At 63.9% G+C, this 14234-nt stretch carries 11 protein-coding genes; 7 read left to right on the plus strand and 4 right to left on the minus strand.

Going from position 1 to position 14234, the window contains the following annotated elements:
- Positions 1-4: 4 nt before the first annotated feature.
- The 3 genes from ggt to RFN30_RS19825 all read right to left on the minus strand — a co-directional run bounded on the left by ggt (position 5) and on the right by RFN30_RS19825 (position 5526).
- Positions 5-1744: a gamma-glutamyltransferase gene (ggt, locus tag RFN30_RS19815; protein ID WP_320263773.1), complete on the minus strand. Its 1740-nt coding sequence runs from the start codon at positions 1742-1744 to the stop codon at positions 5-7.
- A 293-nt stretch (positions 1745-2037) separates the two neighbouring features.
- Positions 2038-3330, minus strand: a complete 1293-nt coding sequence (gene rhaI, locus RFN30_RS19820; RefSeq protein WP_320263774.1) for an L-rhamnose catabolism isomerase — start codon at positions 3328-3330, stop codon at positions 2038-2040.
- Positions 3331-3423: 93 nt separating this feature from the next.
- Entirely contained in the window at positions 3424-5526 is a 2103-nt protein-coding gene (locus RFN30_RS19825; protein WP_320263775.1) for a bifunctional rhamnulose-1-phosphate aldolase/short-chain dehydrogenase, read from the minus strand.
- 188 nt (positions 5527-5714) lie between these two features.
- Here RFN30_RS19825 and RFN30_RS19830 point away from each other — a divergent pair, with 188 nt between their 5' ends.
- From RFN30_RS19830 to RFN30_RS19860, 7 genes are all read left to right on the plus strand, one after another.
- Complete coding sequence (locus tag RFN30_RS19830; protein WP_320263776.1) at positions 5715-6524, plus strand: DeoR/GlpR family DNA-binding transcription regulator; 810 nt, start codon at positions 5715-5717, stop codon at positions 6522-6524.
- A gap of 55 nt (positions 6525-6579) precedes the next feature.
- Positions 6580-7575: a rhamnose ABC transporter substrate-binding protein gene (rhaS, locus tag RFN30_RS19835; RefSeq protein WP_320263777.1), complete on the plus strand. Its 996-nt coding sequence runs from the start codon at positions 6580-6582 to the stop codon at positions 7573-7575.
- Between the two features lie 82 nt (positions 7576-7657).
- Positions 7658-9217, plus strand: a complete 1560-nt coding sequence (locus RFN30_RS19840; RefSeq protein ID WP_320263778.1) for a sugar ABC transporter ATP-binding protein — start codon at positions 7658-7660, stop codon at positions 9215-9217.
- Complete coding sequence (locus RFN30_RS19845; RefSeq protein WP_320263779.1) at positions 9214-10191, plus strand: ABC transporter permease; 978 nt, start codon at positions 9214-9216, stop codon at positions 10189-10191. Before RFN30_RS19840 ends, RFN30_RS19845 begins: the two co-directional genes overlap by 4 nt.
- Positions 10188-11189, plus strand: coding sequence for an ABC transporter permease (locus RFN30_RS19850; RefSeq protein WP_320263780.1), 1002 nt, complete (start codon positions 10188-10190; stop codon positions 11187-11189). Before RFN30_RS19845 ends, RFN30_RS19850 begins: the two co-directional genes overlap by 4 nt.
- A complete protein-coding gene (gene rhaM, locus RFN30_RS19855) occupies positions 11189-11503 on the plus strand; it encodes an L-rhamnose mutarotase (protein WP_320263781.1) in 315 nt (104 codons plus the stop codon). Before RFN30_RS19850 ends, rhaM begins: the two co-directional genes overlap by 1 nt.
- Positions 11500-12864 carry an FGGY-family carbohydrate kinase gene (locus RFN30_RS19860; protein ID WP_320263782.1) on the plus strand — a complete coding sequence of 455 codons (1365 nt, stop codon included), beginning with the start codon at positions 11500-11502 and terminating at the stop codon, positions 12862-12864. The genes rhaM and RFN30_RS19860 overlap by 4 nt, the downstream gene beginning before the upstream one ends.
- A 19-nt stretch (positions 12865-12883) precedes the next feature.
- Here RFN30_RS19860 and RFN30_RS19865 read toward each other — a convergent pair whose 3' ends face one another.
- Complete coding sequence (locus RFN30_RS19865; RefSeq protein ID WP_320263783.1) at positions 12884-14140, minus strand: D-amino acid dehydrogenase; 1257 nt, start codon at positions 14138-14140, stop codon at positions 12884-12886.
- Positions 14141-14234: the final 94 nt, after the last annotated feature.

Here is a 14234-nt window from a genome sequence, read left to right on the forward strand (position 1 = left end):
CAATCTAATAGCCCAGCGCCTCGCCGGATGCGGCACGGCTGTCGATGGCGCCGTTGTAACGCGCGCCACCACCCTTCTCGATTTCACCCAGACTCTTGCCGCCGACCACGATGCCGGCGGCCTGGCCCCAGGTCCGGTCGCTGAGATCGAGGTGATAGCCCATGCCGGCCAGCAGCCTCTCGGTGTCGGGCGACAGCCCGAAGGGCTCGACATAGACGACGTCCGGCAGCCACTGGTGATGGATGCGCGGCGCGTCGATCGCTTCCTGGATGTTCATGCCGTGATCGATGACGTTGACGATCGCCTCCAGCGTGATGGTGATGATGCGCGACCCGCCCGGGCTGCCGATGACCATGAACGGCTTGCCGTCCTTGGTGACCACGGTGGGGCTCATCGAGGAAAGCGGCGTCTTCTTCGGCTGGATTGCGTTGGCCTCGCCCTGGACCAGCCCGTAGAGGTTGGGCATGCCGGGCTTCTGGGTAAAGTCGTCCATCTCGTTGTTGAGCAGGATGCCGGTGCCGTCGGCGACCACGCCGGCGCCGAAGGAGTCGTTGAGCGTATAGGTCACCGCGACCGCGTTGCCGTCCTTGTCGATGATCGAATAGTGGGTGGTTTCATTGCTCTCGCCGAAACCCTTGGGCATCAGATCCTTCGACACGCCGGCGCTGAACGGATCGATCTTGTCGCGGATGTCCTTGGCGTAGCCTTTGTCGAGCAGTTTTGAGACCGGATTGTCGACGAAATCCGGATCGCCCAGCGCCAAGTTGCGGTCGACATAGGCATGGCGCATCGCCTCCACCATGACATGGATCGTCTCGGCCGAGCCGGCGCCGAGATAAGACAGCGGGTAGCCTTCGAGCACGTTGAGGATTTCGCAGATGATGACGCCCCCCGAGCTCGGCGGCGGCGAGGAGATGATCTCGTAGCCGCGATAGGAACAGGTCACGGGCTTCAGCTCGCGGAGCGCATATTGCTCGAAATCGAGTTTGGCAAGGATGCCACCCTTGGCGCCGCTCGCCTTGACGATGGCGTCGGCGATGGCGCCCTTGTAGAAAGCGTCCGGACCTTTCTCCGAGATCGCCGATAGCGCGGCGGCGAGGTCGGACTGGGTGAGCCGCTCGCCGATGCCGTAAGGCTTGCCGTCCTTTTTCAGGAAGATGGCTGCGGCGGCCGGATCCTTCGCCAACCGGTCGGCGTTGTCCGCGAACGAAGCTGCGTCGCCCTGATCGAGGACAAAGCCGTCCTTGGCAAAGGCAATCGCCGGCGCGATTAGGTCCTGCCTGGAGAGCGTGCCGTATTTCTCGCGCGCCATCTCGAAGCCCGCCACCGAGCCTGGCACGCCGACGGCGAGGTAACCGTCGAGGCTGGCGCCCTTGATCGGCTTGCCGTCCTTGTCGAGATACATGGTCTTGGTCGCGGCAAGCGGCGCGCGCTCGCGAAAATCGAAGAAGGTCGAGCGGCCGTCTTTCAAGCGGATGGTCATGAAACCGCCGCCACCGATATTGCCGGCATTGGGGTAGACGACGGCCAGCGCATAACCGACCGCGACAGCCGCATCGACCGCATTGCCGCCCTTCTTCAGGACATCGACGCCGACCTCTGTGGCGAGATGCTGGGCGGTCACCACCATGCCGTGCTCACCCTTGGCGGGAGCAGGCGAAGCGGCGAAGACGGCTGTCGATGGCGGGAAGGCAAAAGCGAACGAAAGGCTGACGGCGATCAGCGTCCGGCGGGTGAGATGCATGGCGGGGCTCCGGGCGGGGGGACGCCTAGGAAAGACCGATGAGGTGGGTGAGTCCAGCCAATAGTGACGGTTGGCGATCCTTCACACCCCCCTCTGTCCTGCCGGACATCTCCCCCGCAAGGGGGGAGATTGGCAGCTCCGGCTGCCGCACTCTTCCTGCCACGTTGGCGGTTGGCGAAAGCGGAAATGACATCTGATCTCCCCCCTTGTGGGGGAGATGTCCGGCAGGACAAAGGGGGTGCTCAAGCGCCGCCCTCGCCGGTGGTCGATCTACGGAAACGCCTAATTAGGATCTACACAATCCCGCCGCCACCGCCGGCAACGGCGGGCCGCTCCGCCGCGACCTTCGCCCGGTAGCCGGCCTCGCGATAGGCGGCGACCGGATCGATGGCGCCGCCGGTTCTGAGCCGCGCCATGGCAAGGATTGGCTCGACATCGGTGCGGTAGGCCGCCTTCAAGGTCTGCGTCGCCATCAGCGCGTCGTTCGCTTCCTGGAAATCTTCCAGCGCCCTCCGATCCACCAGCAGCGCCTGCGCATAGGTGCGCTGCACCTCGACGGCCGACAGCATCAGGCTTTCGATCGGATCGGTGACGTTGTGACTCTGGTCGAGCATATGAGCGGGATTAAAGCCCTTGGCGCCGGAAAGCTCGGCATCGACCAGCTCGTTGAAGACCAGGAACAGCCGGTAGGGATCGATCGACCCGGCATCGAGGTCGTCGTCGCCATATTTGGAATCGTTGAAGTGGAAGCCGCCCAGCTTGCCGAACTGGATAAGCCGCGACACGATCATCTCGATGTTGACGTTGGGCGCGTGATGGCCGAGGTCGACAAGGCAGAAAGCCTTGTCGCCAAGCTCCTTGGCGATGATGTAATTGGTGCCCCAGTCCTGCACCACCGTGGAATAGAAGGCCGGCTCGTACATCTTGTGCTCGGTGAACAGCCGCCAGTCGTCCGGCAAGCCGGCGTAGATTTCGCGCATGGCGTCGAGATAGCGCTCGAAGGCCTTGGCGAAGTTGACCTGGCCGGGGAAGTTCGAGCCGTCGCCAATCCACACCGTCAGCGCCTTCGAGCCGAGCGTCCTGCCGATCTCGATGCATTCGAGATTGTGCTCGACCGCCTGCCGGCGCGTCCCGGCATCTGAATGCGACAGCGAGCCGAACTTGTAGGAAAGCTTCTGATCCTTGGCGTCGGAGAAGGTGTTCGAGTTCATGGCGTCGAAGCCGAGGCCGAAGCGCGAGGCCGCCTGCTTCAGACGGTTCGGATCGGCCTTGTCCCACGGGATGTGCAGCGAGACGGTCGGCGTCGCCTGCGTCAGCTGGCTTATGACGGCACAGTCCTCGATCTTGTCGAAGATGTCGCGCGGCTCGCCGGCGCCGGGGAAACGGGCAAAACGCGTGCCGCCGGTGCCGACGCCCCAGGACGGGATCGCCACGCCGAATTTTTCGACCTTGTCGCGGATCGCGTCGATAGCGATGCCGCGCCGGTCGAGACGCTCGCCGAGCGAGGCGTAGTCGCGTTCGAGATCGGTCTTGCGCGCCGCGTTGTGCCTGGCGACGAGGTCGGCGGAGATGATGGTTTCGGACACTGCACTTCCTCCCTGTACTCGTTCGGCTGGCGCCGCCCCTCATCCGCCCTTCGGGCACCTTCTCCCCGTGGAACGGGGAGAAGGGAAGCACCTCTAGCGCGTAAAGCTCTGCGCGTTGCCGGCGTCGACATTGATGATGTTGCCGGTCGACTTGGCCGACATGTCGGAGGCGAAGAAATAGATCGCTTCCGCAATGTCTTCCGGGAACACCGAGCGCTTCAGCATCGAGCGCGAGCGGTAGTGCTCCTCAAGGTCGTCGGTCGACATCTTGTAGGCGGCGGCGCGCTGTTCCTTCCACTCGCCGCTCCAGATCTTGGAGCCGCGCAGCACGGCGTCCGGATTGACGACATTGACCCTGATCTGCGCTTCCGCGCCTTCCAGCGCCAGGCAGCGCGCCAGATGGATTTCCGCGGCCTTGGCGGTGCAATAGGCAGCTGCTTTGGGCGAAGCGGCGAGGCCATTCTTGGAGGCGACGAAGACGACGTTGCCGCCGATCTTCTGGGCGCGGAACAGCCGGAAGGCCTCGCGTGACACCAGGAAATAGCCGGTCGACAGGATGTCCATATTCTTGTTCCACAGCGCCAGCGTCGTCTCCTCGATCGGCGCCGAGGAGGCCAGACCCGCATTGGAAACCAGAATGTCGATGCCGCCGAATTCGACCGCGGTCTCAGCGAAACCAGCGGTCACCTGGTCCTCCAATGTCACGTCGATCCGCACCGGCCGGACGAAATCCTTGCCGTAGGCTTTCGCCAGCTCTTCATGGGCGCCGGCGAGCGCGGCCTCATCGATATCGGCGAGCACCACGCAGGCGCCTTCGCGCAAAAGCCGGTTGGCGGTGGCGCGGCCGATGCCGCCGGCGCCGCCGGTCACCAGCGCAATCTGGCCGGCCAGCGCCTTCGGCCTCGGCAGGCGCTGGAGCTTCGCTTCCTCGAGCTGCCAATATTCGATGTCGAAGGCCTCCTGCGCGGGCAGGCCGACATAGGACGAGACCGTCGAGGCGCCGCGCATGACGTTGATGGCGTTGACGTAGAACTCGCCGGAGATGCGCGCCGTCGCCTTGTCGCCGGCGAAGGTGAACATGCCGACGCCGGGCATCAGGTAGACCACGGCGTTGGGATCGCGGATGGCGGGCGAGTCCGGATGCTTGCAGCCGTCGTAGTAAGCCTGGTAGCCGACGCGATAGGCGGCGATGTCGTCGCCGAGGCGCGCGATGACGGCATCGACATCCGGCTTTGCCGGATCGAACTCGATCACCAGCGGGCGGATCTTGGTGCGCAGGAAATGATCGGGGCAGGACGTGCCAAGCGCCGCCAGCGGCCGCAGGTCCTTCGAATTGACGAATTCGAGCACCGCCGGCTGGTCGTCGAAATGGCCGAGCTTGTGGCTCTTTTCGGAGATCAGGCCGCGAATCCGCGGCATCAGCTTCGCGGCAATGGCGCGGCGCGTCGGCGCATCGAGCGACTTCACCGCCTCGCCGCCGAAGATCGCCTTGCCCTCAGCCTTGCGCTCGAACCAGTCGATCGCCTGGTTGATCACCGAGATCGTGGTTTCGTAGCACTCCTTCGGCGTGTCGCCCCAGGTGAACAGACCATGGCTCTCCAGAACCACGCCCTTTGCCTCTGGGTTTTCAAGGCAGAATTTCTCCAGCCACAGGCCGAGCTCGAAGCCCGGCCGCTTCCAGGGCAGCCAGCCGATGGCTTCGCCGAAGACCTCTTTCGTGATCGCCTTGGAATCCTTGGCGGCCGCGATGGCGATGATGGCATCGGGATGCATGTGGTCGACGCAAGCCTTCGGCACGAAGGCATGCAGCGGCGTGTCGATCGAGGCCGCGCGCGGGTTGAGGTTGAAGGTGCAGTGGGGCAGATAGCCCACCATCTCGTCTTCGTGTTCGACACCGCGATAGAGGCCCTTCAGCGCGCGCAGCTTGTCCATGTAGAGCGTGGCGAAGCCGTCGAGCTTGATCGAGGCGCTGTCGCCGCCTGAGCCCTTGACCCAAAGCACCTCGACATCCTCGCCGGTCAGCGGGTCCTTCTGGCGGACCTTGGACGAGGTGTTGCCGCCGCCGTAATTGGTGACGTGCTTGTCGGAACCCAGCGTGTTCGAGCGATAGACCAGCAGTTCGGGACCACTCATCCCTTCGGCTTTTGCATCGTCCCACAGATTGGCGAGGCGCGAGCCGGAGCGCTTGTCGAGCATAGGTATCCTCCCTTGGAGCGCGGATAATGCGCTCCTCTTTTCTCGCAGGGAATGTCTACGCAAGCAGCCTTCTTGTCAATCACAAACGATCAATATCGATCATATTGCATTGCACAATGAAAATATGTGATCGGAAATGATTGACACTGCGCGTTTTCTGGTGCCTGATGGTCTGGCAGGGAGGAACCATGCACGAAAAAGAACGCCACAGGATCATTCTGTCCGCCGTCCAGGAAAAACCTGTGGTGACGGTGCAGGAGATGGTCGACCTGACGGACTCCTCCGAGGCGACGATCCGGCGCGACATTGCGGCCCTCCACGTGCAGAAGCGTCTGCGCCGGGTGCGCGGCGGCGCCGAGGCGATCTCGCCGCCGCAATTCATCGGCTTGGCCGGCCGGCCCTTCTCGGTCAACGAGACGCTCAACGCCGCGCAAAAGCGGGCGATCGCGCGGGAAGCGGTGAACCTGTGCAAGGACGGCGAGCCGATCATCATCAACGGCGGCACCACCACCTTCCAGATGGTGCATTTCCTGACCGGCCGCCGCATGCCGATCTTCACCAACTCGTTCCCGATCGCCGAGCATCTGCTCAAGCATTCGAAGAACACGGTGATGCTGTCCGGCGGCACGATCTACCGCGAGCAGAACATCATCCTGTCGCCCTTCGACAATGACGTGACGCGCAATTTCTATGCGCGGCGCATGTTCATGGGCGCGCAAGGCTTGGGACCGCTCGGGCTGATGGAAGGCGATCCGTTGCTGATCCAGGCCGAGCAGAAGCTGATCGACCAGGCCGACGAGCTGGTGGTGCTGGTCGACTCGTCGAAATTCCGCATGCGCTCCAGCCTGATCTTGTGCGGGCTGTCGCGCATCGCGACCGTGATCACCGACGACGGCATCGAGGACCGCGAGGCCAAGATGCTGGAGACAGCGGGCGTGGCGCTGGTCGTCGCCCGCAAACAGTCAAGCGACAAGGAAGAATCTTCACTGCAGGCCTGAGGAGAACTCGCGCCCGCAGCGGCGATGGAATGCAACGCTCAAGGGAGGATATTCGATGAGCTTTTTGAAGAAACTGCTGGTCACGGCGGCCTTTTCCGCCGCCATGTTCGTGAATGCCGCCTACGCCGAGAACGTCAAGATCGCGCTGGTGGTGAAGTCGCTCGGCAACGGCTTCTTCGACGCCGCCAACAAGGGCGCCGAGGAAGCGGCCAAGGAACTGGGCGATGTCGACGTCATCTACACCGGCCCGACCAAGGCGACCGCCGAAGCGCAGATCGAGGTGATCAACTCGCTGATCGCCCAGAAGGTCAACGCGATCGCCGTTTCGGCCAATGACGCCGACGCGCTGGTGCCGGTGCTGAAGAAGGCGATGGATCGCGGCATCACCGTGATCTCGTGGGACTCCGGCGTCGCCAAGGAAGGCCGCCAGGTCCACCTCAACCCGTCCGACACCAACCTGATCGGAGAGACGATTATCAAGCTCGCCGCCGACTACCTGCCGGAAGGCGGCGACGTCGCAATCCTGTCGGCCTCCTCGACCGCAACCAATCAGAACGCCTGGATCGAAGCGGCCAAGAAGGTGCTGCCGGAGAAGTTCCCGAAGATCAAGCTGGTCGCCACCGTCTATGGCGATGACGATTCGGCGAAAAGCACCGACGAAGCCAAGGGCCTGCTGAAGTCCTATCCGAACCTCAAGGCGATCATCGCACCGACCACCGTCGGCGTCGTTGCCGCCGCGCAGGTGGTGACCGACGAGAACCTGATCGGCAAGGTCAACGTCACCGGCCTGGCGCTGCCGTCGGAGTTCAAGAAGTTCATCGACAACGGCGCATCCCAAGCGGTTGCGCTGTGGAACCCGATCGACCTCGGCTACTCGGCGATCTATCTCGCCCATGATCTCGCGGTGAAGAAGGAAGAGGCCAAGCCCGGCGCCACGCTGTCGATCGGCCGCGTCGGCAAGGTGACGCTCGACGACACCAACTCGGCTGCGATGGCTCCGCCCTTCCAGTTCGACAAGACCAACATCGAGAAGTTCTCCAAGATCTATTGATACTGGTCGACTTCAAGCTCATGTGGCGGGACAATTGTCCCGCCACATCTTCAAACGGACCTTCTTAGGGCCTGATACGGATATGGACACGACAGCCCAGCGCAAAGTGGAGACGGAGCGGCCCGAGCCTTCGGTTCCGGCCCAGAGCGTCAGCCCCCGCCTGACGCTTTCCGGCATCTCCAAGAGTTTCCCTGGTGTGCGTGCCCTGCACAATGTCAGCCTGTCGCTCTATCCGGGCCAGGTGACGGCGCTGATCGGCGAGAACGGCGCCGGCAAGTCGACGCTGGTCAAGATCATGACCGGCATCTACCAGCCCGATTCAGGCGAGATCAGCATCGACGGGCAGGCAACGACGCTGCCCAGCGCCCATGCCGCCTTCGGCCACGGCATCACCGCCATCCATCAGGAGACGGTGCTGTTCGACGACCTGTCGGTCGCCGAAAACATCTTCCTCGGCCACGCGCCGCGCACCCGCTTCGGCACCATCGATTGGCGCACGATGCGCAAAAATGCGCGCGAGGTGCTGGAGACGATGCGCGCCGGCCATATCGACGCCGACGCGCGGTTGAAGGACCTCGGCATCGCCAACAAGCATCTGGTGGCGGTGGCGCGCGCCATGTCGATCGATGCGCGTATCGTCATCATGGACGAGCCGACCGCCGCACTTTCGATGAAGGAGATCGAGGAACTCTTTCTGCTCATCGAATTCCTGAAGAGCGAAGGCAAGGCCGTGCTCTTCATCAGCCACAAGTTCGATGAGATCTACCGCATCGCCGACCGCTACACCGTCTTCCGCGACGGCGAGATGGTCGGCGAAGGCCTGCTCAAGAACACCGGCCAGAACGAGATCGTGCGCATGATGATCGGCCGCAACGTCGACCACATTTTTCCGCGGCGCGAGCCGAGGATCGGCGCGCCGGTGCTTTCCGTTTCCGGTCTGTCGCACCCGACCGAGTTCGACGACATCGGCTTCGAATTGCGCAAGGGCGAGATCCTCGGCTTCTACGGCCTTGTCGGCGCCGGGCGCAGCGAGGTGATGCAGGCGATTGCCGGCATCACCCACACCAGCCGCGGAACCATTTCCCTGGACGGCCAGACGATCGCGCCGAAATCGGCAGCGGATTCGATCGAGGCCGGCATCGTCTATGTGCCCGAAGAGCGCGGCAAGCAGGGCGTGGTGATCGGCCTGCCGATCTTCCAGAACGTGTCGCTGCCTTCCCTTGCGCGCACCTCGAAGTCCGGCGTGCTCAGGCTGGCGGAAGAGTTCTCGCTCGCCCGCTCCTACACCGAGCGGCTCGACCTCCGCGCTTCCTCGCTCAGCCAGGATGTCGGCACGCTTTCCGGCGGCAACCAGCAGAAGGTCGTCATCGCCAAATGGCTGGCGACGGCGCCCAAGGTGATCATCCTCGACGAGCCGACCAAGGGCATCGACATCGGCTCCAAGGCCGCCGTGCACGGCTTCATGGCCGAGCTGGTCGCGCAAGGCCTCTCGGTGATCATGGTGTCGTCGGAACTGCCGGAAATTCTCGGCATGTCGGATCGGGTCGTGGTCATGCGCGAAGGCCGGATTGCGGCGACGTACGACAACAAGGACCTCGACGCCGAGACGCTGGTGCGGACCGCAGCGGGGATCGCCGCATGAAGAACTTCCTCAAATATCGCGAAATCTGGCTGCTCGCCGGCATCGTCGTGCTGATCGGGCTGATCTCGACGCGCTTCCCGGGCTTTGCCGATCCGGCCAACCTGCGCCAGGTGTTCAACGACACCTCGATCCTGATGATCCTGGCGCTCGGCCAGATGGTGGTGATCCTGACACGCTCGATCGACCTGTCGATGGCGTCCAACCTTTGCTTCACCGGTATGGTGGTGGCGATGCTCAACGCCGCCCATCCGGCAATCCCGATCCCGGTGCTGATCGTCATCGCTTTAGCCATCGGGCTGGTGCTCGGGGCGATCAACGGCCTGCTGGTCTGGCGGCTGAACATCCCCTCGATCGTGGTGACGCTCGGCACGCTCACCATCTATCGCGGCGCGACCTTCGTCGTCTCCGGCGGCGCCTGGGTCAATGCCGACCAGATGAGCCCGGACTTCATCAATTTCCAGCGCGCCGCCTTCCTCGGCCTGCCGGTGCTGTCGTGGATCGCGCTTCTGGTCATCGCGCTGTTCTTCCTGGCGATGACGCGCACGGCGATCGGCCGCTCGATCCATGCCATCGGCGTCAACCCGACCGCTTCGGTCTATGCCGGCATCGATGTCGGCCGCACCAAATTCATCGTCTTTTGCATTTCGGGCATGATCGGCGGGCTCGCCGGCTACTTATGGATCTCGCGCTACGTGATCGCCTCGGTCGAGGTCGCCAACGGCTATGAGCTCAACATCATCGCCGCCTGCGTCATCGGCGGCATCTCGATCGCCGGCGGCATCGGCTCGGTCGGGGGCGCGGTGCTCGGCGCGCTGTTCCTCGGCATCATCTCCAACGCGCTGCCGGTCATCAACATCTCGCCCTTCTGGCAGATGGCGATCTCGGGCAGCGCCATCATACTGGCCGTGGTGCTCAACGCGCGCGGCGAGCGCCGGCAGGGCCGCATCATCCTCAGAAAGGCGGAAGCGGCATGACCGACACCCCTGCCCCGCGCCATATTCCCGACCGGCTCGACAAGCCGCTCTCGTCAGCGATCTTTTCCTGGGAGGCGCTGCTCGTCGTCATCGCGGTTCTCATCTTCGCGGTGAACAGCTTCGCCTCGCCCTATTTCCTCGACCCGTGGTCGCTGTCGGACCTCACCTTCAACTTCACCGAAAAGGGTCTGATCGCGCTCGCCATGGCGCTGTTGATCATTTCCGGCGAGATCGACCTGTCGGTTGCCGCGATCGTCGCGCTCGCCTCGACGATGATGGGCATGGCGGTGCAGGCCGGCGCCGGGACGCCGGTGCTGGTAGCGATCGGCATCGCCGTCGGGCTCGGCTGCGGCGCCTTCAACGGGCTGCTGGTCACAAGGCTCGGCCTGCCTTCCATCGTCGTCACCATCGGCACGATGAGCCTGTTCCGCGGCATCGCCTTCATCATCCTCGGCGACCAGGCCTACAAAGGCTATCCGGAGAGCTTCGCCTTTTTCGGCCAGGGCTATGTCTGGTGGGTTTTCTCGTTCGAGCTGGCGCTGTTCCTTATAGCGGCGCTGATCTACTGGTTCGTGCTCCACCGCACGAGTTTTGGGCGCAAGGTCTTCGCCATCGGCAACAATCCCGTCGCCTGCCAGTTTTCCGGTGTGCGGGTTGGCCGCATTAAATTCATCCTGTTCTGCCTGACCGGGCTGATGTCCGGCACCGCCTCGGTGCTGATCACCTCGCGGCTCGGCTCGACCCGGCCGTCGATCGCGCAGGGCTATGAGCTCGAAGCGATCACCATGGTGGTGCTCGGGGGTGTGTCGATCCTCGGCGGCGCCGGCAGCATCCTCGGCGTCGTGCTCGCCGCCTTCATCATGGGGCTGGTGACCTTCGGCCTCGGCCTGCTCAACGTGCCCGGCATCGTCATGTCGATCTTCATCGGCCTGCTCCTGATCATCGTGATTGCGCTGCCGATCATCTGGCGGCGGCTGCGCGAAGGACGTTTCGTCTGATGGAAAAATACGCCTTCAAGATGAAGCTCAATCCCGGCATGAAGGCCGAGTACAAGCGCCGCCATGACGAGATCTGGCCGTCGCTGGTCGCGCTGCTGAAAGACGCCGGCATTTCCGACTATTCGATCCACCTCGACGAGGAGACCAATATCCTGTTCGGGGTGCTGTGGCGGCGTGACGACCACGGTATGGCGGATCTGCCCAAGCACCCGGTGATGCAGCGCTGGTGGGCGCATATGGCCGACGTCATGGAAACCAAGCCCGACAACGAGCCGGTGGCGGTGCCGCTGGAAACGATGTTCCATATGGCATGATTGGCCACGTCGCCGTCATCGATATCGGCAAAACCAACGCCAAGGTGGCGCTGGTCGATCTCGAGCGCATGGCCGAGACGGCGCTGCGCCGCACGGCCAACGCCGTCGCTAAGGACGGCCCCTACCCGCATCATGACGTCGAACGCCTGTGGGCTTTCATCATGGATAGCCTCGCGGAGCTAAACCGCGAGCAGCGCATCGATGCCGTCTCGATCACCACGCATGGCGCGACTGCGGTGCTGGTCGATGCCGAAGGCGGGCTTGCGCTACCGGTGATCGACTACGAGTTTGCAGGTGTCGACGAACTTGCGCAGGACTATGACGCCGTCCGTCCGCCCTTTGCCGAGACAGGCACGCCGCGCCTGCCGGCTGGACTGAACATCGGTGCACAACTCTTCTTTCAGCAAAGGCGCTTTTCGTCAGAATTCGGCAGTGCGGCTGCGATCCTGATGTATCCACAGTACTGGGCGCTACGACTGACTGGCGTCGCCGCCAACGAAGTGACCTCGCTCGGCTGCCACACCGATCTCTGGAACCCCTGGCGAGCCGATTATACGTCGCTGGTCGAGAAGATGGGCTGGCGCCGGCTGATGGCGCCGGTGCGGCCGGCGAAGGAACGGCTCGGACCAATCCTGCCGGCGATCGCGCAACGGACCGGGCTCGATCCGCAAACGCCGGTGTTCTGCGGCCTGCACGATTCCAACGCCTCGCTTCTACCGCATCTGTTGTCCGACGCGCCGCCCTTCTGCGTCGTTTCGACCGGCACATGGGTGGTGTCGATGGCGGTCGGCGGAAGGAAGGTCGAGCTCGACGCGGCGCGCGACACGCTGGTCAATGTCAACGCGCTCGGCGATCCGGTCCCCTCGGCGCGCTTCATGGGCGGGCGCGAGTTCTCGCTGCTGACCGATGGTCAGCCAGTGGATTGGAACGAGGAAGATGTCGCGGCCGTGCTAGCGCAAAAAGGCTTGCTATTGCCTTCCACTCAGCAGGGTTCTGGCCCGTTCCCGCACCGCGCCGCGCGATGGGTTAACGCCGAAGCTTTGCCTCCCAGCCAACGCTTCGTCGCCATCTCGTTCTATCTGGCGCTGATGACCGCGACCTGTCTCGAATTGATCGGCGGTGACGGGCCGACGACCGTCGAAGGGCCCTTCGCGCAGAGCCGGCTTTTCATCCGCATGCTGGCGGCCGCGACAGGCAGGCGGGTGATTGCGTCGGAGACCTCCACGGGCACCAGCATCGGCGCGGCGCTGCTGGCATCAGACGGCGCTACCGTGATGAGCAAGGGCGAGCGGACCGAACCGCCGACGGATCCTGCCTGGAGCGACTATGCAAGGGCGTGGCGGCAGGCGGTCGACGCTTAAGCCAGCCGTACAACCCGGGTCAGCGCGCCGCCCCGTAAAGCAACCCCTTCGGATCGATCTCCGGTTTGCGGCCGGCGACGATGTCGGAGAGGAATTTGCCGGAGCCGCAGGCCATGGTCCAGCCGACATGGCCGTGGCCGGTGTCGAGATAGAGGTTGCGGTATTTCGCCTGGCCTATGACCGGCACGGAGTTCGGCATCATCGGCCTCAAGCCGGCCCACAGCACCGCCTTCTTCTCGTCGAAGGCGCCCGGGAAAAGGTCCTTGCCGGTTTCAAGGATGGTTCTGAAATCGCGCGGCTTGAACGAACGGTCGAAGCCGGTGAACTCGGCCGTCGAGGACATGCGCAGGCGGTTGCCGAGCCTGGAATAGCCGATCAGCCGGTCCTCGTCGGCGCCGCCCATGGTCGGCCCCTTGCTCTCGTCCTCCAGCGGAATGGTCGCGGTGTAGCCCTTCACCGGATAGACAGGCAGGTCGATGCCGTAGCGGCGGCCGAGCAGCCCGCTTTCCGGTCCCATGGAGATGACGATGGCGTCACCCGTCACCGGGCCGGCCGAGGTCATCACCGCGCGCACCCGGTCGCCCTCGATGTCGAGGCCCTCGACCGTCGTGCCGAACAGGAATTTGACGCCGAGCTTGTCGGCCGCATAGGCGGCGAGATTGTCGGTAAACTGCTTGGAGTCGCCGGTCTGGTCGATCGGCGAATAGACGCCGCCGGCGATCTTTTCCTTAACGCCGGCGAGCCCAGGCTCCAGCTCGACCAGACGGTCGCGGCCGACGATCTCGATCGGCAGGCCGTGCTCGCCGAGATAGCGGTAGTTGTCGGTGCCGGCGTCCAGGCTTTTCTGGGAGCGGAAGAAGTAGAGGATGCCTCGCTTGCGCTCGTCGTAATGGATGCCTGTCGTCTCCGAGATCGCATTGATGCAGTCGCGCGAATAGAGCGCGAGTCTCAGTTTGACGTCGGTGTTGGCGCGCAGCCGCCGCACCGTGCATTCACGCAGGAAGCGCAGGCTCCAGGTATAAAAATAAGGATCGAGGCGCAGCCTGACCTTGATGCCGAGATCGTGGTTCCACAGCCCGCGCAGGAAGGTCTTCAGCGCCGCCGGCGAGGCCCAGGCGGTGGCGTCGCCCGGCGAGACCAGGCCGGCGTTGGACTGGCTGGTGCCGCGCGCCGCCGCCTCATGGCGCTCGATGACCGTCACCTCATGACCGTCACTGGCCAGACAATAGGCGGCCGCCGTGCCAACGACACCGGCCCCAAGCACCACAACCTTCAAAGCGGCCCCCCTCAAGGATCGAAATCAGGCGACGCGGCACCGCGCGCCGCCTTTTAGACCCTCAATAGCGCGTCCCGACACGCGGGACGAGCCC

This window comes from Mesorhizobium dulcispinae, from assembly GCF_033977345.1.
GTDB classification, from domain to species: Bacteria; Pseudomonadota; Alphaproteobacteria; order Rhizobiales; family Rhizobiaceae; genus Mesorhizobium; species Mesorhizobium dulcispinae.

What these genes read in the sequence shown, in the direction of transcription:
- ggt (WP_320263773.1), bottom strand. Translation starts at nt 1,744, where the DNA reads ATGCATCTCACCCGCCGGACGCTGATCGCCGTCAGCCTTTCGTTCGCT.
- RFN30_RS19825 (WP_320263775.1), bottom strand. Translation starts at nt 5,526, where the DNA reads ATGCTCGACAAGCGCTCCGGCTCGCGCCTCGCCAATCTGTGGGACGAT.
- RFN30_RS19830 (WP_320263776.1), top strand. Translation starts at nt 5,715, where the DNA reads ATGCACGAAAAAGAACGCCACAGGATCATTCTGTCCGCCGTCCAGGAA.
- rhaS (WP_320263777.1), top strand. Translation starts at nt 6,580, where the DNA reads ATGAGCTTTTTGAAGAAACTGCTGGTCACGGCGGCCTTTTCCGCCGCC.
- RFN30_RS19840 (WP_320263778.1), top strand. Translation starts at nt 7,658, where the DNA reads ATGGACACGACAGCCCAGCGCAAAGTGGAGACGGAGCGGCCCGAGCCT.
- RFN30_RS19845 (WP_320263779.1), top strand. Translation starts at nt 9,214, where the DNA reads ATGAAGAACTTCCTCAAATATCGCGAAATCTGGCTGCTCGCCGGCATC.
- RFN30_RS19850 (WP_320263780.1), top strand. Translation starts at nt 10,188, where the DNA reads ATGACCGACACCCCTGCCCCGCGCCATATTCCCGACCGGCTCGACAAG.
- rhaM (WP_320263781.1), top strand. Translation starts at nt 11,189, where the DNA reads ATGGAAAAATACGCCTTCAAGATGAAGCTCAATCCCGGCATGAAGGCC.
- RFN30_RS19860 (WP_320263782.1), top strand. Translation starts at nt 11,500, where the DNA reads ATGATTGGCCACGTCGCCGTCATCGATATCGGCAAAACCAACGCCAAG.